The 22,387-nt window shown below is 44.0% G+C and carries 20 protein-coding genes; 17 read left to right on the top strand and 3 right to left on the bottom strand.

All coding sequences use genetic code 11. From position 1 onward, the window contains the following. The first annotated feature begins 388 nt into the window (after nucleotides 1-388). The 11 genes from BLW16_RS07545 to cysM all read left to right on the top strand — a co-directional run bounded on the left by BLW16_RS07545 (nucleotide 389) and on the right by cysM (nucleotide 12,954). On the top strand, nucleotides 389-1,354 hold the full coding sequence (locus BLW16_RS07545; protein ID WP_090555939.1) for a Gfo/Idh/MocA family protein: 966 nt from the start codon (nucleotides 389-391) through the stop codon (nucleotides 1,352-1,354). Nucleotides 1,355-1,616: 262 nt separating this feature from the next. After that, nucleotides 1,617-3,092: a SusC/RagA family TonB-linked outer membrane protein gene (locus BLW16_RS07540; RefSeq protein WP_317039947.1), complete on the top strand. Its 1,476-nt coding sequence runs from the start codon at nucleotides 1,617-1,619 to the stop codon at nucleotides 3,090-3,092. A 187-nt stretch (nucleotides 3,093-3,279) separates the two neighbouring features. Beyond that, nucleotides 3,280-3,570 (top strand): L-rhamnose mutarotase, encoded by a 291-nt coding sequence (gene rhaM / locus BLW16_RS07535; RefSeq protein ID WP_245735169.1) that lies wholly within the window; start codon nucleotides 3,280-3,282, stop codon nucleotides 3,568-3,570. A gap of 36 nt (nucleotides 3,571-3,606) precedes the next feature. Continuing rightward, entirely contained in the window at nucleotides 3,607-6,390 is a 2,784-nt protein-coding gene (locus BLW16_RS07530) for a glycosyl hydrolase (protein WP_090555937.1), read from the top strand. A gap of 93 nt (nucleotides 6,391-6,483) precedes the next feature. Further along, nucleotides 6,484-7,218: a GntR family transcriptional regulator gene (locus BLW16_RS07525; protein ID WP_317039944.1), complete on the top strand. Its 735-nt coding sequence runs from the start codon at nucleotides 6,484-6,486 to the stop codon at nucleotides 7,216-7,218. Beyond that, nucleotides 7,219-7,515 carry a hypothetical protein gene (locus tag BLW16_RS23940; RefSeq protein WP_317039943.1) on the top strand — a complete coding sequence of 99 codons (297 nt, stop codon included), beginning with the start codon at nucleotides 7,219-7,221 and terminating at the stop codon, nucleotides 7,513-7,515. 29 nt (nucleotides 7,516-7,544) lie between these two features. Then, entirely contained in the window at nucleotides 7,545-9,452 is a 1,908-nt protein-coding gene (locus BLW16_RS07520; RefSeq protein ID WP_090555936.1) for an AAA domain-containing protein, read from the top strand. Between the two features lie 98 nt (nucleotides 9,453-9,550). Further along, a complete protein-coding gene (locus BLW16_RS07515; protein WP_090555935.1) occupies nucleotides 9,551-10,255 on the top strand; it encodes an SseB family protein in 705 nt (234 codons plus the stop codon). A 144-nt stretch (nucleotides 10,256-10,399) separates the two neighbouring features. Then, nucleotides 10,400-11,230, top strand: a complete 831-nt coding sequence (locus BLW16_RS07510) for a mechanosensitive ion channel family protein (RefSeq protein ID WP_090555934.1) — start codon at nucleotides 10,400-10,402, stop codon at nucleotides 11,228-11,230. A gap of 25 nt (nucleotides 11,231-11,255) precedes the next feature. Beyond that, a complete protein-coding gene (gene epsC, locus BLW16_RS07505; protein ID WP_090555933.1) occupies nucleotides 11,256-12,068 on the top strand; it encodes a serine O-acetyltransferase EpsC in 813 nt (270 codons plus the stop codon). A gap of 4 nt (nucleotides 12,069-12,072) precedes the next feature. Next, on the top strand, nucleotides 12,073-12,954 hold the full coding sequence (gene cysM, locus BLW16_RS07500; RefSeq protein WP_090555932.1) for a cysteine synthase CysM: 882 nt from the start codon (nucleotides 12,073-12,075) through the stop codon (nucleotides 12,952-12,954). 156 nt (nucleotides 12,955-13,110) lie between these two features. Here the strand turns inward: cysM and BLW16_RS07495 are convergent, their stop codons facing one another. Further along, nucleotides 13,111-15,393 carry an NADP-dependent malic enzyme gene (locus BLW16_RS07495; protein ID WP_090555931.1) on the bottom strand — a complete coding sequence of 761 codons (2,283 nt, stop codon included), beginning with the start codon at nucleotides 15,391-15,393 and terminating at the stop codon, nucleotides 13,111-13,113. Nucleotides 15,394-15,612: 219 nt separating this feature from the next. On the opposite strand from BLW16_RS07495, the gene BLW16_RS07490 reads away from it, so the two are divergent. From BLW16_RS07490 to BLW16_RS07470, 5 genes are all read left to right on the top strand, one after another. Beyond that, a complete protein-coding gene (locus BLW16_RS07490) occupies nucleotides 15,613-16,629 on the top strand; it encodes a fatty acid desaturase (protein WP_090555930.1) in 1,017 nt (338 codons plus the stop codon). Between the two features lie 7 nt (nucleotides 16,630-16,636). Further along, a complete protein-coding gene (locus BLW16_RS07485; protein ID WP_090556148.1) occupies nucleotides 16,637-17,098 on the top strand; it encodes a DUF4268 domain-containing protein in 462 nt (153 codons plus the stop codon). Nucleotides 17,099-17,177: 79 nt separating this feature from the next. Continuing rightward, a complete protein-coding gene (locus tag BLW16_RS07480; RefSeq protein ID WP_090555929.1) occupies nucleotides 17,178-18,053 on the top strand; it encodes a PfkB family carbohydrate kinase in 876 nt (291 codons plus the stop codon). Between the two features lie 426 nt (nucleotides 18,054-18,479). Further along, nucleotides 18,480-19,793, top strand: a complete 1,314-nt coding sequence (locus tag BLW16_RS07475) for a DUF3887 domain-containing protein (RefSeq protein ID WP_090556147.1) — start codon at nucleotides 18,480-18,482, stop codon at nucleotides 19,791-19,793. 99 nt (nucleotides 19,794-19,892) lie between these two features. Further along, complete coding sequence (locus BLW16_RS07470; RefSeq protein WP_090555928.1) at nucleotides 19,893-20,558, top strand: HAD family hydrolase; 666 nt, start codon at nucleotides 19,893-19,895, stop codon at nucleotides 20,556-20,558. Nucleotides 20,559-20,728: 170 nt separating this feature from the next. On the opposite strand, the gene BLW16_RS07465 is transcribed toward BLW16_RS07470, so the two are convergent. Further along, complete coding sequence (locus BLW16_RS07465) at nucleotides 20,729-20,989, bottom strand: hypothetical protein (RefSeq protein WP_090555927.1); 261 nt, start codon at nucleotides 20,987-20,989, stop codon at nucleotides 20,729-20,731. A gap of 117 nt (nucleotides 20,990-21,106) precedes the next feature. Here BLW16_RS07465 and BLW16_RS07460 point away from each other — a divergent pair, with 117 nt between their 5' ends. Then, entirely contained in the window at nucleotides 21,107-21,619 is a 513-nt protein-coding gene (locus BLW16_RS07460) for a DUF892 family protein (RefSeq protein WP_090555926.1), read from the top strand. A 33-nt stretch (nucleotides 21,620-21,652) separates the two neighbouring features. Here the strand turns inward: BLW16_RS07460 and BLW16_RS07455 are convergent, their stop codons facing one another. Beyond that, nucleotides 21,653-22,003: a hypothetical protein gene (locus BLW16_RS07455; RefSeq protein ID WP_090555925.1), complete on the bottom strand. Its 351-nt coding sequence runs from the start codon at nucleotides 22,001-22,003 to the stop codon at nucleotides 21,653-21,655. Nucleotides 22,004-22,387: the final 384 nt, after the last annotated feature.

The raw sequence follows: 22,387 nt of genomic DNA, 5'->3' as shown, positions 1-22,387 counted from the left end.
CCGAGAAGGCATCAAAGTAACTCTACCTTTTTTTTATAGATTATATAAGGGATCGTCTATGCCACCGCCAAAGATGATCCTGCACCTGCAGATCAGTAATACACGCTGTTCTGCAACCAAACCGGAATACAACCATGCCGGTATGCAATTTAACCGGCCACCATGTATTGGATAACCTTAAAAAAAATAAGGTATGCTGTTTCGATGCCTTCTCGGCTGCGCTTCAGCAGCCGGCAGCATAGAAACAGCATACCTTATTTTTCAGCGAAGCCAGCAATCACTTTCATGAAACCGGTGTAGCAATCACTGTTATTAATCCAATGCAGGAATCCTTCTTTAGGAATCCGATATTTTTTATACCTTATTCCGGTTTTTAAAAAAGATAGATATGATCAACTGGGGTATAATAGGATGCGGAGATGTAACCGAAATTAAAAGCGGTCCTGCTTTTAGTAAAATACCGGGAAGCCGTTTGGTTGCTGTGATGCGGCGTGATGCGGCTAAGGCTGCCGATTATGCGGCAAGGCATAACGTTCCCAAATGGTATAGTGACGCTGATGAGCTGATGAATGATGAGGAAATCAACGCCGTTTATATTGCTACGCCACCGGCCTTTCATTTGTCTTATGCAATTGCTGCACTTAAAAAAGGATTACATGTCTATGTGGAGAAACCCGTTACGCTGAATGCAGATGAAGCTTTGGCCATGGCAGAAGCGGTAAAAGAAAGCAGCGCTAAATTGGTGGTAGCTCACTACAGGCGTGCGGTGCCTTTGTTTTTACGGATCAGGGAGTTGATTGCCAGTGGCACTGCGGGCGACATCAGAACCCTGCAGATCAGGATGTGGCAGGCCTCCAACCCGGCATTGGTGGCCAGTACCGCTGATAACTGGCGTTTACAGCCTGAGCTTTCAGGCGGAGGGTATTTTCATGACCTGGCCCCGCATCAGATAGACCTGCTGTTATTCTACTTTGGTGAACCGGACAGGTACCAGGGCTATTCGCTAAACCAGTCTGGCCTCAGCGCGGCAGATGACCACGTTTGCGGGCAGATCGTGTTTAAAAATAATATCGTGGTAAACGGCTCCTGGTGTTTTAACGTAGGAGAAGGACAGCAAACTGATACCTGTGAGATTGTAGGTACCGCAGGAAATATCACCTTCGCATTTTTTGGAAACTATGTGAGCTGGAAAACTTTGGAAGGTGAAAAAACAGAGATATTTAAGCATCCTCAGCACATTGAGCAGCCCATGATCAGCCAGGTGGTTGACTATTTTAATGATGTGCAGGGCAACCCATGCTCCATTGAAGATGCGATAGGAACGATGAAAGTTATGGATGGATTTATAAAATAAGGGCAGGACACTACAGGTTGCGAGTGATAAACATTAAAATTAGTTTTAGCCAACCAAATATAAAAACGGTGTCCTATGTCCAAAATTACACTATTGTCACGCTTATGTGGCAAAAAGCTATCTACTCTCTTCTTTTTTTATCTGCTCAGTATAACAGCTATATATGCCCAGGAAAGCATAACGGTTAACGGAAAGATAACGGACGAAAAAGGGCAGGCTATTCCTGCTGTTCTGTTAAAATTAAAGGTACCACGCAAGGCTTATCTACCGATGTGAATGGATTTATGCCATTAAAACCACTATCGGATCAACACTGGTATTTCAGTATCTGAGTTATACGACACAGGAAGCAGTGGTTAGTAAAGCAGGTTTGTTAAATATCAAACTTGCTGAAGCCGACAACAAACTTGATGAAGTTGTGGTGGTAGGTTACGGTACCCAGAAGAAAGGTAACGTAACGGGTGCCATTGCAACGTTTAAGGCCGACAAACTGGAAGAACGCCCGATCGTTAGGGTAGACCAGGCGCTGGTAGGTCAAATGGCAGGTGTTTCTGTAAAACAAACAAACGGAACACCAGGAAAGGCCTTTAGCATACAGGTGCGGGGAACAGGTTCCATCTCAGCCGGTAACGAACCGCTGTATGTACTGGACGGCTTTCCACTGGCTTCGGCAAGTCCGAACGGATCGGGAAACTTTTCTACCGGAAACCCGCTTGATAACATCAATCCCAACGATATCGAATCCATACAGGTATTAAAAGATGCTTCGGCAGCTGCTATTTACGGATCAAGAGCTGCCAATGGCGTCGTGCTGATCACTACTAAAAGAGGTAAGAGCGGCAAACCTACCATTACGCTGAATGCTTATACGGGAACCGTAGAACGGAGTAAAAAACTTGATCTGCTGAACGGTGCGGAATGGATTGACCGGGCTACGGAAATGATCAATGCACAATGGGTAGCATCGGGAACAGGCAGAACCGCAAGCCAAACCACTGAGCAGCGCCGCTCAATCTTAGGTTTGGGTGCAGGCCAGTTTAATGTTACTTATATGCTTGACGACCGCTGGACGCAACCGGGTTACGGCGGACTGAACGTGATCGACTGGCAGGATGAGATTTTCAGGACAGGGCTGACACAAAATTATCAGTTGGGTGCCAGTGGTGCCACTGAAACGGTAAACTACTACGTGTCTGGTAACTATACCAAACAGGAAGGTATGGTGACCGGTGTGGATTATACCTCTTATTCTGCAAGGACCAATGTGGAGATCAAAGCCAATGACCAGCTAAGATTCGGCGTAAATCTTGCGCCTACCTATTCCATTACCAATGATCCAGGAGTGGAAGGAAAAGATAATATTCTGCACCAGGCATTATCAATGTCGCCCATCCAGCAGGATCTTGCCGGAAACGTCAATGTTTTTAATTCCACACAATATATCTGGTCGGTAACTACCAATGACCCGCTGGCAAAACTGCAGAATACCATCGGAATGACAAAGAAATTCCGTACGCTGGGAACAGTCTTCGGAGAATATAAAATTCTTGACGGCCTTACTTTTAAGACCACTGTCAACCTTGATAATACAGACAATACATCGAAAAGTTATACTCCTTATACCATCACAGGTTCTTTAACCACCAGGAATACCTCTCCGAATGTGGGTACATCTGGTTCTTACGGAGGATACCGCAAACGATTACGGACTGGGTTGTTTCCTGCTGGCCGGAAATGAAGTTTACAAGTTGAAGAAATAACGTATAGGCGCGTTTGTTCCTGGCTTTTAGCTATTGCTTGCCGCAGGGCGAAACCAGCTCTCGGTTCATCAAACGCTCCATCTAAAAACTAACCGAAGGCAGGCTGAAGACAAAAAATACAACTGAAAAAAACAGTAAAATCAACAGATGAAAGCAGCTTTTAAAATGAAACTTAAACCTGGTTTTGCGGCAGAATATCAGAAGCGCCATGATGAGATCTGGCCTGAAATTTCGGCCCTGCTGAAGGAAAACGGGATCAGTGATTACACGATTTTTCTTGATGAAGAGACCAATATCCTCTTTGCCGTGCAGCAGGTAAGCAGGCAGGGTTCACAGGAACTCGGACAGAAAGAGATCATACAAAAATGGTGGGCTTATATGGCAGATATTATGGAAACAAACCCGGATCATTCACCGGTTGCTGTTTCGTTAAAAAGGGTGTTCCATCTTGACTGAAGATGGGGCCGGTAAGTGTTTAATTAAAAAATATAAATGAAAAGATCCTTATTAGTTTTAACCCTGCTGGCTGCCTTACTATCGGCCGAAGGACAGGGGATAAAACCAAAATCAAACCCCTGGCCTGAAATACAGCAGCAGATGCGTCCCTGGACGCGCTGGTGGTGGATGGGAAATGCCGTAGATGAGAAAAATCTTTCAACGGCGCTCTCTGCCTATGCAGCGGCAGGCATCGGAGGGGTAGAGATCACACCAATATATGGAGCCAAAGGTTACGAAGACCGTTATATAGATTTTCTCTCTCCCAATTGGATGGGAATGCTTGATTTTACGATAAAAAAGGCGGCATCACTGGGTATGGGCGTGGATATGAATACGGGTACAGGCTGGCCGTTCGGCGGTCCGCAGGTCACTCCCGGATTTGCTGCGTCTAAACTGATCGTGCAGCAGTACCGGATGCCCAGAGGACAGTTGCTGAAAGAAGCCATTGAAATCAAAGACAATACACAGCAGAAGGCAGGAGCTAAGCTACAGGCAGTTACCGCCTATACGGCAGATGGTCAGGTTTTTAACCTCACGGATAAAGTAGATTCCAAAGGGCAGCTGAACTGGCAGGCCCAGGGGGCAGATGCCGAGATCTATGCGGTTTTCTCCGGAAGAACGTTGCAGCAGGTAAAAAGAGCGGCGCCATCGGGTGAAGGCGATACCCTCGATCACCTGGATAAGCCCTCTGTAAATGCGTATCTAAAAAGATTTGACCAGGCATTTGCCGGGCATTCCCCATGCGTAAGAGCTTTTTTTAACGACAGCTATGAGGTATATGGCGCCACCTGGACACCCACATTTCTGAAAGAATTTAAACGGTTAAAAGGGTATGACCTCAGCGACCATATCAGGGAGCTGATCAGTAAGGATTCCCTGAGCCAGGAAAATGGCAGGTTAAAGTCTGACTACCGGGAAACAATGAGCCAGCTGCTGCTGGAGAACTTTACACAGAACTGGACAAACTGGGCGCATCAGTATAAGAGCATTACCAAGAACCAATCGCACGGCTCTCCGGGCAATCTTTTAGACCTGTACGCAGCGGTTGACATTCCTGAAACAGAGACCTTCGGCTCCAGTCATTTCGATATTCCGGGTTTGAGGCGTGACAGTGCAGATATTCGCAACGTAGACCCCGACCCGATGATGAGCAAGTTTGCCAGCTCTGCGGCGCATACCACGGGTAAAACACTGGTATCCTCTGAAACGTTTACCTGGCTTACCGAACATTTCAAAACTTCATTTTCACAGGCCAAACCTGAAGCTGAACGACTATTTCTTGCCGGAATCAACCATATTTTCTACCACGGTACAACCTTCACGCCCTCGGATATCAAATTCCCGGGATGGTTGTTCTATGCGTCGACGAATATGGTACCTGCAAACAGCCTTTGGCCTCAGCTGAAAGGTATGGACAGCTACTTCAGCAGGTGCCAGTCGCTCCTGCAATCCGGTAAGTCTGACAATGAAATCCTGATTTACTGGCCTGTTTATGATGCCTGGAGTAGTCCTAAAGGTCTGGATATGCCTATGAAAGTGCATGATGTAGACGTATGGCTGTATCCTACTGAGTTTTATAAACAAAGTATGTTACTGGCAAAAAACGGTTATTCTTTTGATTTCGCTTCTGATCATATGCTCGCCACTGCCAAAGCAGACAAAGGACAGCTGGTTACCTCGGCTATGGCCAATCCATACCGCACGCTGGTGGTCCCTGCCTGTAAATTCATGCCGCTGGCAACACTGAAGGATATCTTGTCGCTCGCGCATGATGGGGTTACCGTCATTTTTCAAACCTTGCCTGAAGGCGTACCAGGACTGAGCAACCTGGAAAAAAACAATGCAGAATTTAAAAGCCTGATCGGTGGCCTGGATCTAAAATCCTTATCCAATGGGTTGAAGGGCATCAAATGGGGTGAAGGTGAGATCCTTGTTACGGGTGACGTACAGCAGGCCCTGTCATTTAAAAATATAGAAGGAGAACAGCTGAGCAAAAGCGGACTGAAGTTTATCCGCCGCAAGCTGGATGACGGCAAATACTATTTCCTGGTGAACCACACCGCGAAAACCATTGATGAATGGGTGCCGCTAAACCTGAACAGCCCTTCAGTGGCACTGCTTGACCCGCAGAGCGGAGATTATGGGCAGGCGCAAATACAGCTAAAAGATGGGAAAACCTGGGTAAAGGTATATATGCAACCCGGAGAAACGTTCTTTTTGCAGACAGGCGATAAAAAAACAGATAAAAAATGGGTTTATCTTTCAAAACCAGGTAAACCAATGTCTTTAGACCAAAACTGGAAATTACACTTTACGCAGGGAAGGCCCGCTTTGCCATCCGACAAACAATTGGATCATCTGGTTTCCTGGACTGCCCTGAATGATACCGCAGCTACCGCATTTTCCGGAACCGGTGCTTACTCCAGAACGTTCATGCTGCCGGCCAAAATTCGCGGGGAGTATGTACTGAGCCTGGGCACAGTGGATGAAACTGCGCATGTCTGGATCAACGTCCAGGATGCTGGGATCGTCTGGAGCATTCCATTTCAGACCAGGATAGGCAAATTCCTGAAGCCGGGGAAAAACACGATCAGAATTGAAGTGGCCAACCTGATGGCCAACCGCATCAGGGATATGGACATCAAGGGAATCCCCTGGAGAAATTACCATGAAATCAATTTTGTGAATATCAACTATAAACCTTTCAATGCCGCAGGCTGGACACCTGTGCCTTCCGGACTGCTGGGGCCGGTGCAGATTACAGGGTATAATAGATAATAATTGCGTTCCGGGAACGTTTGCGTACTTTGTGCAAAGTTTAGCTGCCCTGTTTTAGCTAAACTTTGTACTTTGATCGGGCAATTAGAAGTTATGAAATTAAATAATTTTTTCAGCTATATTCAGGTTGACGGATATTCTGCGATTCCCAAATATTTACAGTTAACCAAATCAGTGTTGGCTGCCATTGAACTGGGTAAATTAAAAAAGAACGATACCCTTCCATCTATCAATGAGGTAAGTTACGAACTGGAGATCTCCCGGGATACCGCAGAAAAGGGATACAAACATCTTAAAAATCTGGGCATATTAGGGTCTATCCCGGGTAAGGGATACTATATTCTGAATGAGGACTATCACCAGAAACTGAGAATCTGCCTGATGTTCAATAAGCTGAGTAACCACAAGAAAATTATTTATGATGCCTTTGTAGATGCAATTGGCGAAAACGTAGCGATAGATTTTTATATATATAACAATGATTTTTCCATATTTAAAGAATTGCTGACTGCTAAGAACGAGCAATATTCACATTATGTGATCATTCCGCATTTCATTGAAGCCAGTGTAGATGAATACGAGATCTTAAACACGATCCCGAAAAGTAAACTGATCCTGATGGATAAAATGATCCCCGGTATTGACGGGGAGTTTGGTTCCGCCCATGAGAACTTTGAGAAAGATATCTTTCAGGCCCTGGAAAAAGCGCTTGTACCACTCCATAAATACCATACCCTCAAACTGATCTTTCCTGATCACAGTTATTTCCCAGAGGAAATTAAGAAGGGATTCTGTAAGTTCTGTACTCAATATGGTTTCAATCAGTAAGTGGTGAACGATGTGGTGTATGAACCGATCAGCGAAGGCGAAGTGTTCATCAACCTGATGGAGGACGATCTGGTTACCCTCATCGAGAGAATTAAAACGCTGAATTTCAAGATCGGTAAACAGGCGGGACTCATCTCCTACAATGAAACCCCATGGAAAAAGATCATTCTGAATGGGATCACTACCATTTCCACTGACTTTCAAAAAATGGGACATATCGCGGCCGACCTGATCCTCAGGAACTCCAGGGAACAGGTTGAAGTACCCTTTTATTTAACCCTGCGGGACTCACTCTGATCTTCCCTTAATCTGCTACCTTTGCAGAAATGGAATATTTCAAAAAACTTCTCGGCCTGTTAAAGACGGAGCGGGAAGAAGATCAGAATGCTTATTTAAAATTGACGGAATCTTCATCCGTTGCCGAACGCAGGGCTAACGGATTAACCTGGTACCCGATAGCAATCAGGGGTTCTGAAATGAGCAGGGGCGACTATGTTACGGTAGAGCTCGAACGTACTTCACATCAGGACATTAGCCACCAGCTCCGGTTTGGTGCGGCTGCAGTGCTGTTCTCCAATCACGATCCGAAAAATGACAGGCTCGAAGGCGTAATTGCTCATCAAAGTGCTAACAAGCTAAAAATAACGCTGCGCACAGATGAACTGCCCGACTGGGCACGGGATGGAAAGTTGGGCGTAGACGTGCTTTTCGATAACAATAGTTATGATGAAATGCAAAATGCCCTTAAAACCGCTGATGTCCGCCTCGGGCAAAAAGAAGAAGGGCACCTGGTGAGAATTTTGACCGGCGCCTCAAAACCTTCATTTGATCACACAATTTTTACCTATGCAATCCCCCAATTGAATACAATGCAGCAACTTGCTGTTGACCGCATTCTATCCGCAAGCGAGCTGGCTATTGTTCACGGCCCTCCGGGTACAGGGAAAACCACAACACTGGTACAGGCCATCAAAGCCCTGATCAAAAAAGATCACCAGCAGATACTGGTAGTAGCGCCAAGCAATACGGCTGTTGACCTGCTCAGTGAGAAACTTGCAGATGAAGGATTGAACGTACTGCGAGTAGGGAACCCGGCACGCGTTTCTGAACGCCTGATGTCGCTTACGCTCGACAATAAAATGGCCGGACACCATAGTATGAAAGAACTCAAAGACCTGAAAAAGCAGGGCAGTGAGTATAAAAAGATGGCCCATAAATACAAGCGCAATTTTGGTAAGGCCGAGCAGGAACAGCGTAAGGCTTTATTCAATGAGGCTTATAAGATCATGAAGGAGGTGGGTAATACCGAACAATACATCATAGATGACCTGTTGGCGAAAGCCCAGGTGATTACAGCAACGCTGGTTGGGGCTAATCACTATACGGTAAGGGGGCGAGAATACCATACGGTGGTGGTTGACGAGGCAGGGCAGGCACTGGAACCCGCCTGCTGGATACCTCTGCTGAAAGCAAAAAAGGTTGTTTTCGCCGGAGACCACTGCCAGTTGTCGCCCACCGTAAAATCAACTGCAGCTGCCAGAAATGGGCTGAGCAGAACATTACTGGAGAAAAGCGTGGCTCTCCACCCAGAGGCAGTAGTGCTGCTGGAAGAGCAATACCGCATGAATGAAAAGATAATGGGATATTCTTCAAGGGTCTTTTATGAGGATAAGCTTAAGGCCCACCCTTCAGTGGCGCAGCGCGTACTGTTCCCTGAGGATGCCCCGCTGGCATTTATTGATACTGCAGGCTGTGGTTTTGATGAGAAAAACGAAGGTACCAGCAGCACCAATCCTGAAGAGGCCGTGTTTCTGCTGAAACACCTGACGCAGCTTGTAGCGCAGCTGGGGCCACATTATCCCCTGGAGCAATTCCCTTTAATCGCTATCATTTCGCCCTATAAGCAACAGGTTTACCTGTTGAAGGAGCTATTGCTGAACGCTCCTGAACTGCAGGCCTATCAGGAGAAGATATCCGTCAATACGATTGACAGCTTCCAGGGACAGGAAAGAGATATCGTATATATCAGTCTGACCAGAAGTAATGCTGAAGGAGTAATCGGGTTCCTCTCGGATATCAGGCGAATGAATGTGGCGATGACCCGTGCAAAAAAGAAGCTGGTGGTGATCGGCGATAGTGCGACACTTTCAAGATCGCAATTCTATTCAGATTTTATCAGTTATGCAGAAGAAAATAATGCCTGGCAGAGTGCCTGGGAGTTTATGGAGACCTGATCTTTAATTTAGCCGGAGTTAAATCATAAAATGACTTCCTGTATTTTGTAAAATTGTTTATATTAGTGTTGATATTTTTAGCTGTAAAACTTTAACATATGGGAATATTCGATTTTTTAAATAATAATGATGACCTCAGTAAGAATCACTATTCCTCATTCCCAAAGGATATAAATAAAAGCTTCACAGACAATCTTGTAAGGGTACTGGCCGCAAATCCGGCGATTGAAAAGGCATATTTTGGCCTGCTCTATGACGAGCAGCACAGAGATGAAAACCTGTTTCTCGGGATAAAGCATTGGGGAGGGGCAGATGATATACAAAATATGACAGACATCGTGAGGCAAACATTCCTTCCTGGCAGGCAGATCTTTTTTACCTCCACTGGATTTCAGCCTGAAATCTTTGGGTTTATCGAAAAAAGTAACTTTCCGTTTTATATTAAGAACAAGTCCCTTCCGCTGAACATGGCAATCATGAACCATTGGTTTGATCCGGCAACCTACAGCAGCAGTTTTATCTATCAGGTGAGAAACGGCATATTCACCTCTCTCTTTAAGGATTTCGATCCGCTGAGCAATGTCCTTAATTTTCAAACCTTTGTCAGGGATGGAAGGGAGTTTATTCCACTGTTCTCAGAAAAGGAGATGATCTATAAAAGCGGGATGACAGAAGTACCATCAGACCTGACGGCCATTGAGTTCGAGTGGACAAGGATCGGGGATGCCGTAAACAATAAGATGAAACATCATTATTATGTGCTCAACCCGGGGACTTCTTTTGAGATGGAATTCAACGCCTGAGAGTTACGGGCCTCTGCGGAAGGCGTCATTCCTTGACAAAGTGATTACATCCTTTCATTTTGAACAAAAAAATAGATCTGTATCTTTAAAAAATCTTAATGGCCCGGGGTACGGACCGTTTAAGGAAAGTTTAAAGAAAGAAGAATGAATAAAATACAACTTTACGCAGATCAGTTCACTGTTAAAATCTTAGATCTCCTGCCGAATTTTTTCCTGGCCATCTTTGTACTTTTAGCGGGCATCTGGGTAATCAAACGTTTTGTCCGGTTCCTGCACCGCCATTTCCACAGGAACAGTATAGATATTTCATTAAGCGAGTTCCTCATCAGTATCATCAACGTGGTACTCTATGTATTGCTGCTCATTTCCTGTGCCTCGATGATCGGTATTCAGACGAGCTCCTTTGTGGCCGTACTGGGTGCAGCCGGTCTTGCCGTAGGCCTGGCACTTCAGGGTAGTCTTTCCAACTTCGCAGGTGGTGTCCTGATCCTGTTGTTCAAACCCTTCAGGGTAGGGCACAATATCAGTTCCAGTAACAATGTCTCCGGCCTGGTGCTGAAGATAGACATCTTGTATACTACGCTGAAAGCAGGAAATGGTACAACGATATATGCCCCGAATGGGCCACTGGCAAATGCAGTGATCAATAATGTGTCTGATAATGAAACACGGCAGGCAGAATACAAATTAAATGTTGCTTATGACACCAATATAGATCATGCCCGTAAGGCGATATTAGCTATATTAGAGCAGGACGAACTGGTGTTGAAGGATCCCAAACCGGCGGTATTGGTTGGCTCACTCGGCGAAACAGGCATTGTGCTGATCGTCAGGGCGTGGATAGAGAATGCTAATTTCTGGAAAGCATATCACGCCAACTATCAAAAGCTTATAGAAACCCTGAGCAGCAGCGATATAAAGCTGCCGAATACAACGCCCCAGATCAATTTGATCAGCAACCCGGTGCAGAATTAGCGCATAATTTTATTTACAACACAAAATGAACGAAGAATTTTACCGCCATATTTTTAACAAACAAAACCAGCTTGAGCCCATACCTTCCAATAAAGTTATAGCCGACTGGGCGGTGAACTTATTGAACCTGGTCTATCCTGAACGCCTCACTTTTCCGGAATACAGCCTGTCTCAGATCGAGGGAATGTTCAGCGATTCACACCGCGAGCTGCTGGACATACTGAATGCCACAAAAGCCTGTAAGGATTGTGATAAAGAAGTGATTGCAGCAGCTTTCTATAAGGAGCTTCCGGAACTGTACCGGAAGATGAATACCGATATCGCTGCTACGCTGAACGGTGACCCGGCAGCACAGAGCGAGTTTGAAATCATCCGGAGTTATCCGGGATTCCTGGCAGTTTCATTTTACAGGGTTGCCCATTACCTCCTGATGCTGGGTATTCCATTGATCCCAAGGATCTTAACAGAGTACGCACATTCTGTAACAGGAATAGATATTCACCCCGGGGCAGAGATTGGAGAATATTTGTTTATAGACCATGGCACCGGGATTGTGATTGGTGAAACCACTGTGATCGGTAACCACGTCAAACTATACCAGGGAGTTACACTCGGCGCACTGAGCGTAGATAAATTTATGGCAAATACCAAAAGGCACCCTACCATCGGCGATCATGTGATCATTTACTCGGGCGCTACAATACTAGGCGGGGATACGTTCATAGGGCGGAATAGCGTGATCGGCGGAAACGTATGGCTGACGAAAAGTGTAATGCCTGATTCGACCGTTTACCATCAGTCGGCCATGAAAGTAGTAGAAACAAAAAATAAGAATTAGTAACATGGGAAATATCATAGACTGCATTGGGAATACCCCACTGGTAGAGATCCGGAAGTTAAATCCAAATCCAAATCCAAATGTCCAGATCTTTGCGAAGCTGGAGGGGAATAACCCCGGTGGCAGTGTAAAAGACAGGGCTGCCTTAAACATGATCCGCAGTGCCATGGAGCGTGGAGAAATCAGCAAAAGTACAAAACTCATTGAGGCTACCAGCGGAAATACGGGAATTGCCCTTGCCATGATTGCCGGAATTTTCGATCTGGATATTGAATTGGTGATGCCGTCAAACTCTACCCGGGAGCGTACCCTGACAATGGAAGCCTATGGAGCAAAGGTTACGCTGTTGGAATCCATTGAGATCTGCCGGGATTATGCGGAAGAAAAGAGCGCCCAGCCAGGTTATTTCCTTCTGGATCAGTTTGCAAATAAGGACAACTACCTGGCACACTATAAAACTACCGGACCAGAGATCTGGCGTGATACAGATCAGCAGATCACCCACTTTGTCAGTTCTATGGGGACCACGGGAAGCATCATGGGAAATTCTTTATTCCTGAAGGAGCAAAACCCGGAGATTCAGATCGTAGGCTGTCAGCCTACCGAAGAATCATCTATTCCCGGGATCAGGAGATGGCCGGCAGCCTACCTGCCAAAGATCTTTGATGCAAAAAGGGTAGACAGAACAATGGATGTTTCTCAGGAGGAGGCTTCCCACTACGCCAGGTTAATGGCGAGGTCAGAAGGTATCTTTGCCGGAATGAGCAGCGGAGGCGCATTAGCATGCTCACTGAAACTAGCTGCTGAGCTTTCATCCGGACTGATTGTTTTTATTGCCTGTGACAGGGGTGACCGGTACCTGAGCAGCGATTTGTTCATAGGTTAACATTTTGATTGTCTGCTGCGTACGGTGGATAAGATTATCTGTTATATCTGGTAACAAATGATCTTATCCACCCAGTAAATTATGTATCCGGCAAGTGATGCATCCTGTGAAACAATAAGCATCTATCAACCCTATAACGCACAGGATCAGCTCCCGTTACTTCTTCTTAGCAGCATAAATCTGCGCATCAACCACAGCAATGGTTACCATGTTTACGATCTCCCTTACTGAACTATCCATTTGCAACACATGCACAGGTTTGTCCAGTCCGATCAGGATCGGGCCAACAGCTTCCACATTTCCCAATTCCTGTAACAGCTTATAGGCAATGTTACCAGATTCCAGGTTAGGGAAAATCAGGGTATTTGCCGGACTTCCTTTCAGGCTTGAAAAAGGATAGTTGCCCTGCAGCAGGTCTGAGTTCATGGCAAAGTTGGCTTGCATCTCTCCGTCAACGATCATATCGGGATATTTCTGCTTCAGCATTGCTGTTGCGAGTCTTGTTTTTTCCGGAATAGTACCATTGTTGGAACCGAAATTGGAGTAGGACAGTAATGCTACTCTTGGAGTAACATTGAAGCCTGTCACCGTTTCATGGATCATAGCGGTGATATCTACCATGTCCTGCGCTGTAGGATCCGGATTTACCGTTGTGTCACCCAGGAATACAGGACCCTTTTTGGTGAGCATTAAGTACATACCTGCTATTTTTTTTACACCCGGTTTTGTACCGATCACCTGTAAGGCAGGTTTTAGCGTAGATTTATAGTTTTTGGTTAAACCGGATATCAGGGCATCAGCAGAACCGAACTCAATCATGCTTGCGCCGTAATAGTTACGGTCGCGCACCAATTTTCTGGCTTCATATAAGGTAATGCCGCGTCTCTGGCGGCGCCCATAGAGATGTTCCGCAAATTTTTCGGAGTCATCCGTTCCCTGCCATGGATCGATGATCTCAATATCACCAAGTTCAATTCCATGTTCAATGATGATCTGCTGGATTCTGCTTACGCTTCCCAGAAGGATAGGAGTAGCAATGCCTTCGTCTTTAACGATCTGGGCAGCTTTTAGTATTTTATAATTGTCGGCCTCCGCAAAAACTATCCGTTTCGGGGCCGATTTTGCTTTATTGGCCAGGTTTCTAAGGATCTTATCATCCGCACCTAATCTCACCCTTAGTTCTTCTTCGTAGGCCACCCAGTCAGTGATTGTTCTGCGTGCTACTCCTGAATCTATTGCAGCTTTGGCTACAGCGGCAGAGACAATAGTGATCAGCCTGGAATCGATTGGTTTCGGAATGATATAGTCTTTACCGAATTTCAGGTTCTTTGCTTTATAGGCAAGGTTTACTATTTCCGGTACGGGCAGTTTTGTCAGTTCGGCAATTGCCTTCACTGCTGCGATCTTCATTTCCTCATTGATTGAAGTGGCACGTACATCCAGCGCACCGCGGAAGATGTAAGGGAAGCCCAGTACATTATTCACCTGGTTAGGGAAGTCGGAGCGTCCTGTTGCCATAATGATATCTTTACGGCAATTGATGGCCAGGTCATACGCAATTTCCGGGTCAGGGTTTGCCAAGGCAAATACGATCGGGTTTTTGGCCATAGACTGAACCATTTCGGCCGAAACTACGTTGGCTGCAGAAAGACCAAGGAAAACATCTGCACCTTTCATGGCCTGGGCGATGTTGGTGATGTCTTTTCTCGATGTGGCGAAGTCCATGCGGATAGGATCGAGGTCGGTGCGGTCTATATTGACGATGCCGTCCTTATCAAACACCAGCATGTTCTCTTTTTTCACACCCAGTTTCAGGTACAACTTAATGCAGGATACTGCTGCGGCACCTGCGCCGCTCACGACCAGTTTGATTCTTTCAAGTTTTTTGTTTTGCAGTTCACAGGCATTGATCAGTGCGGCGCTGGTGATGATCGCAGTACCATGCTGATCGTCGTGCATTACAGGAATATTCATTTCTTCCTTCAGGCGGCGTTCAATTTCAAAACACATCGGGGCAGCAATATCTTCCAGGTTTACCCCACCGAAGGTAGGCTCCAGTGCTTTTACTACTGTGATAAATTCATCGACGCTGGCGGCATTGACCTCCAGGTCAAACACATCAATATCTGCAAAAATCTTAAACAACAGTCCTTTACCCTCCATTACGGGCTTGCTGGCGGCAGGGCCGATATTGCCTAAACCAAGTACCGCGGTACCGTTACTGATTACAGCTACAAGGTTTCCTTTGGCGGTATACTTATATACATCTTCAGGATTTCTGAAGATCTCCATGCATGGTTCCGCAACGCCGGGTGAATAGGCCAGTGCTAAGTCTCTTTGTGAATTGGTAGGTTTGGATGGCACGACCTCTATCTTACCTGGTCTGCCATTCGCGTGATAATCTAATGCGTCCCGTTTGCGGTTTGTTGTGTTACTCATCTTGTCTATGGATTCGTGTTTTTTGTTAAAAAGGCCTGTTGCCTAAACAAATTCAAATAAAAGTTCGAAAGTAGGCATATGTTTAAAATAATACTAACATTGAAGCCGGAATTTCCAAATTAACATTATTTAACATCATATGTACTAATATTTATTCTAAATAGTACGTGAAATACAGAAAATGTACCGTACTTTACACATTCAAATAATTGCATTTTTATGACATTTCTGAATGTTGTGTTAGATCCCCCGGCTTACGGATGGACAGATACTAATGGTAATCTCTCTAAACCTACCCCTAAACAGATTTTAACTGAGTTTTTTAGCAGGCTAAACATCTTTAAGAATAAAAAAAACTGGCTTCCGTTCATGAGCTGGTCTAAGGTAATAGTGTCTGTTCCTTTTCTGATGCTTTTTATTTTCGAGTATTTCAGCTGGAGCCTGCTTGCTGTAGCATTTGTTTATAGTATGATCATTATGGGTACGCACGGAACGATCTGGCACCATAGGTACTGTACGCATAATTCCTATACGTTCAAAAATAAATTCTGGCGTTTTATTACGCAGAACCTGACCATATCTATGATCCCTGAAGAGATCTATGTCGTTTCACATCATGTGCACCATGCAAAATCTGATGCCCCGGGCGATCCTTACAATGCTTCAGGAGGTTTTCTTTATTGCTTTCTGGCCGATGTAAATCATCAGCCAATTGCGAAAAATCTGATTGAAAAAGATTACCGCAGTGCTGTAAAACTAATGGTAAATACGGGCGTTACTGCAAATACCTATGAACAGTATCTGAAATGGGGGTCAATTGCCAATCCATGGAGAACAATACTTTCATGGTCACTGAACTGGTTGTTCTGGGGAGTTGTGTTTTTCCTCATTGGCGGTCCGGGATTGGTGTGTGCCGTGTTTGGCGCAGCCGGTGTATGGGCAGTAGGGGTAAGGACATTTAACTACGAAGGACATGGGAAAGGCAAGGATATGCGCAGGGATAACTATGATTTCAGTCGTGATGACATGTCTATAAACCAATTATGGCCGGGTTATGTAGCAGGGGAGTGGCACAATAACCACCATTTATACCCGGTAAGTGCAAGAACGGGCTTTTTGCCGCATCAGTTTGATCTGGCCTGGTGTTATATATGGACGATGCATAAACTAGGGCCGGTTTCAAGTTTAAATGATTCTAAAGGTGAATTTCTGGAAAATCATTTCAATAAAAAGTAACCTCTCTATGTATTCTAAGGAACAGGCTTCAAAATTAAAAGAGGCATTCTGGACCACATTCGGGCAGTATATAGCACCCCATCCTTCTGCTGAAGGACAAAAGATAAACTGGATAAACTATAAGACAGGTATCAGGCATCTTCATTTTAAAATGCAGGCTGATAGCCGGTCTGCTTCTATTGTTATAGAAATCTCTCATCCCGATTCTGGGATTCAGGAATTAATATTTGAACAGTTTAGGTCTTTCAGGAATATTTTGAAGGAGAAGTTAAATGAGGACTGGGAATGGCAGCTTCATATTGCCGACGAAAATCACAGGACCGTAAGCAGGATCAGTAAAACCTTAAGTGCTGTGAGCATTTTCAGAGAGGAAGACTGGCCGGCGCTGATTTCTTTTTTTAAGCTGCGGATTATTGCGCTTGATGAATTCTGGAGTGATGCCAATTATAGTTTTGGCCTGTTCAGATAAATCTTGCGATAAAGCTGCTATTATCTACCTTTGCAGTACGGCACTATAGATCAGCTGTTAATTCATAAAACAAGGATAGATGTACGATATTTGTTGCATAGGACATATTACATTAGACAGAGTTGTGACCAGTACCGCCGAAAAACATATGGCCGGAGGTACTTCTTTTTATTTTTCCAACGCATTGCGCCAGATGGATGTAAACTATGGTCTGGTGACTGCTATCGCAGAGAGCGAAATGGCCTTTGTAACCGAATTGCGTGATAAAGGTACTGAGGTCATTGTATTTCCAAGTGTTAAGACTGTCTATTTCGAGAATATCTACTCGGCGAAACTTGATCACCGTACACAGCGGGTATTGCAGGAATCAGACCCTTTTACGGTTGAGCAACTGAGCGATATTGATGCGGAAATATTTCATCTGGGGCCCTTACTGGCCAACGATATCCCGGTTGAACTGATCAGGGAGCTATCAAAAAAAAGCAGGGTATCCCTAGATGTTCAGGGATACCTGCGGGAAGTAAGCGGGCAGCGTGTTTGTGCTGTAGACTGGTTTGAAAAGAAAGAAGCCCTTCAATATGTACACATCGTAAAAGCAGATGAGGCGGAACTGGAGGTACTCACCGGAATCAAAGGAATTGAGGCCGGTGCCCGTGAGCTTGCTGCCTGGGGTGTTAGGGAGGTGGTAGTCACCCGTGCAAGTTTAGGCTCAGTTATATATGCTGAAGGTGTATTCTACGATATTCCTGCGTATGAACCAGCTGTCGAGACCGATGCCACAGGATGTGGCGATACTTATATGGCAGGATACCTCTATCAGCGCGTAAAAGGTGTGGGGATTCAGGAAGCAGGAGAATTCGGTGCGGCAATGGCCAGTTTAAAGATTGAATCTTCAGGTCCGTTTAATGGAACAAAAGAAGACGTAAAAAAAAAATTAACTGTTAATAAGGTGTAAAATATGGCTATAATAAGTTATTTAGGCAGTTTTTCGAAGTTTTCGGTTATTTTTAATCGTCATGGGAATGTTTTTTTTAAAAAAATTTAATAGTGTAGTTTGTACACTATTAAATTGTTTGTATATTTGTATCAACAATAAGAGATAAACAATTTCAATATTCTGCTAAATCATTTTAGTATTTTGAAATTTAAAGGAAAACCCGTTCATACAGGTTTATATTTGGTTAGAATAGGGATGCTTCGTGGATGCGACAACCCTTTCTTTTTTTTTATACGCATCCCATTTCCTTTAATTTTCCGCTAAATATTCATCAAACCTTTCATTTCTTTCCTTATTTTTTCAGAATCCTTTTTACAACAATTTTATCTGAATGAATTAATACTAACTTTGGTCATACGCTATATAATTTAGCTAATGATTGATATGAAGAAATCTATACTACTATTTTTATTGCTGTTGGTTACCACGGCATCGTTCTCTCAGGGAATGTTAAATCTCTTTGGCCGTGCAAATGATTTTTTTCAGCTTATGGACCAGCAAAAATTTACTGAAGCCCATGATTTGTTTGACACGAATCTTCAAACTAAGGTTCCGACGGCGGAACTGCAGAAGTTATGGGGAGAATTAAATTCTAGGTTTGGGAAATTTGAATCCGCCGCAGCGGTACAAGGGAAGACCCAGGGTGAGTTTTTTACGGTTATTGTTGATGCAAAATTCGCGAATGATACACAATCGTTTATCATGGGATTCGACAAAGCACAAAAAATAGCGGGATTTTTTCTTAAACCACGCTCCACAGTAGCGGTCTACCTCAACCCTGCCTATGCAGATACTACCCTGTACAGCCAAAAAGAAATCTATATAAAAACACTGGCACATAATCTTGTTGGTCTGCTGACTACTCCAAAGAAGATCGTAAATTATCCTGTAGTGATACTGGTGCATGGTTCAGGACCGAGTGACATGGACGAAACGGTTGGACCTAACAAGCCTTTCAAAGATCTTGCGGCCGGTTTAGCCGCCAAAGGAATTGCCAGCATCCGTTATGTAAAAAGAACCATGGTTTACTCGGGTGAATTTGGCGGTGTTTTCACGGTTAAAGAAGAGACTGTAGATGACGCACTGGCAGCTGTCGCGCTAGCAGGAACCCTGCCGGGCATAGATAAAAAAGAGATCTATTTATTCGGCCATAGCCTGGGCGCTATGCTTGCGCCAAAAATTGCTGCGCTTGCCCCCTCCATAAAAGGGCTGATCCTGGCAGAAGCCCCGGCCAGGAAATTCACAGATATCATGGTAGAACAGAATAAGTATATGTATGACATGGCTAAGGATACGACACAGGCAGGGAAGAAACAGCTTGCCGGGATCATGACTGAACTGGACAGGACCAGGATCACCCAGGCAGGAACAATGAAACCTGATTCAAGTATTTTAGGCTTGCCAGTTTCTTATTGGGTAGATCTCAATAACTATAACCAGGTAGATGCCGCCAGGAAATTAAATAAGCGTATGCTGATTATACAGGGAGCGAACGACTTTCAGGTACCAGTTACTGATTATAATCTCTGGAATACGGCCCTGGGCCAAAAAGGCAATGTTACCCTTAAGCTTTATCCTGATTTGAACTACCTGTTAAGTTCACAGCTGGAAAAAGGATCTTATGCGCAATACCAACAGGCCTCAAGCGTATCAGAAACGCTGATCAACGATATCGTTACGTGGATAAAGCAGAAATAACAGGGAAAGAATGAATATAAGAGGCTGATTAAATCAACTTCGTGTAAAAATAACACAACAGATGAGGGGCAACCCTCATTTTTTTTTAATTTGTAGCCGATGGCAAAATTTAAAGCACTACTCTTCGATCTTGATGGCACTCTTGTAGATTCAGAACACTTTCATTTCAATACCTGGAATGAACTGCTGGCCGAATCCAATATTCAGCTGGAATACTCAGATTTTCTAAAAAATTATGCAGGCATCCCATTGCCTGGAAATGCGCAAAGGCTAAAAGAACTTTACGAAATTGAATCACCGTTGGAACTGCTGATTTCCAGAAAAGAAGACCTGACGGTGGAGCGCTTAAAGACCAGTGTGATTGACCTGATGCCACATGTGCAGGACACGCTTGATTTTTTCAGGAGTAAAGGGATCGTGATGGCATTGGTTACAGCAAGTAAAAGGGCAGATGTAGACGAGATGTTCAGGAAAAACGGGCTGGATAAATACTTCAGTTTACTGATCACGCGGAGCGATGTAACCCATAGCAAACCTGATCCGGAATCGTATAACCTTGCCGTAGAAAAACTGGGGCTTCAAAAATCAGAATGCCTGGTGTTTGAAGATACCTTAAATGGGTTACGCGCCGCAAAAGCCGCAGGGTTAACCTGTTTCGCCATTCAGGCAAATACTGATGATCATCTTAAACTATCTGCTGCAGATAAGATATTCCTGGATTTTCAGAGTGTAAAAGACTTTTTGAAAGAGAATGACCTGATCTAGTTCAGCAGAACAGGCTGATCATATGACCGTATTTAGGCCTGGTCGCGCAACCGTATTACCTGGGATGCCCCAATAGACCGGGAGCAAAAAGAAACGGGGATAAACTTAACGCCTATCCCCGTCATCTAAATTAACGCTCTCAGTATATAGACGCTGATTTTATCGGTTTATTATTCAGCAGCCTGATTATTTTTTAAATTTTGCAGGTAAACTGTCAGAATACTTTTCAAATAAAGTTCTGGTTTAGGCATTGTGATCACCGTTCCGGGATCTTTATCCTGCGATTGTTTGATATAATTTGCTTTTATTTTCCCCCAATCCTTTGAATAAAGCTGTATAAAGGTCTCTACAAACTGCTTATCGGTATAATCTTTTGGAAGCTTACTTAGCACAACTTCAATTTTCTCTTCTTTTTTATGTAATACTGCCATGATAATTTTTTAATCTTCCAAAGCTACAAACTAATTTGTTTACCTAAACTTTTATCTTTTCGAATTGTTTATATCACGTTGGATTATTGGGGGATTGTTTCATTAAGATCATATTTTATGGCAGATCAATTGAAAGAGCGGGGATTATTGAAATTCTTCATTGAGTGTTTACAGGATATCTACAATGCGGAAAAGAAAACTGTTAAATGTGCGGCAGCCTTATCAATTGCAGCCTATACAGAAGAGCTGCAGACTGCATTGGTCTCCCAGTCTCATGAAGCAGAAAATCATATAGAAAGATTAGAGCTCGTATTTAAATTACTCAGGATCAGTCCGGGACTGGGCAAATGTAAGATCATAGAGATCCTGAGCGATAAATCAGCAGAAATTGTAAAAACGGTTGAAACCGGTACTGCCCTGCGGGATGCAGAGATTATCTATGCTATGCAGCTCGTGGTTCATTATAAGATTGCCTGTTATGGCAGCTTGATCTCGCTATTGGCCGAAATTGAGGAGGATAGTGCCCAGGTATTGCTTGAACGTTGCCTGACAGAAGAAAAAAATGCTGATGCTTACCTCGCTCAGATCGCTGTCAATGTGATCAATCCGGCGGCTAGCAGGGAAGGCTGACAGCCTGGTAGCAATTAAATCTTCCGTTAAAGGTCAGCGTTTATTTTGCTGCTGCAGACATTTATGAAACAGCTCTGCTACCTGAAAATACTTTTCTTTCCAGCTGTCCCTGTCTTTTTCCAGTTCCTCATAACTCATAGCCGCTTGTGCAGGTTGTTTACCTTCAGTTTTCATTTCCGGGAATTCTTCGGCAAAATCATGATTAAGTACTGCGCCATATTTAGCCAGTATAGCAAATGATAGATTAGGCTGTTTAATATGGTTGTAAAAAGTAGACCTGTCAAAGCCCGCACTCTTAGTGAGCACCTTAATCTTAATCCCTTTTCTGCGGACCAGCTGGTTTAAATATTCGCCCTTATGTTTCTTGAAATCATCGTTTTTCACTAGAAACAAGGTAAATGTTTAATTAATAATAAAAATCTACATTTTATTTTTATTATTCTACATTATTGTAGATATTTGTTTTGTTAATGTAGAAAAGTTAGATTATATTCAATTACATACTCTACATTATTTAAGATAACTAACCAAATAAAATGTATTTAAGATAGCGATTGAATCAAAATTTATAATTTAGCAGTCTTCAGAATGATATTGAAGCATTGCTTGACGAGCCTCGTAACAGAAATCTGGTAAATTTCAATACCCTGCGAGTTAAGTCAGGCAGCTGGACCCTATAAATTATGGGGCCGGTTGCTTGCTTATGTTTATTGTAGGGTGTATTTTGAAAAAAATACAAAGGTTTACCAGAACCTCTGTTACATTAGA

The sequence above is a fragment of the Pedobacter hartonius genome (assembly GCF_900107535.1).
In the GTDB taxonomy this organism is placed as follows: Bacteria; Bacteroidota; Bacteroidia; order Sphingobacteriales; family Sphingobacteriaceae; genus Pedobacter; species Pedobacter hartonius.
The sequence above is the reverse complement of the archived record's forward strand: the minus strand, read 5'-3'. Positions and strand labels throughout refer to the sequence as shown.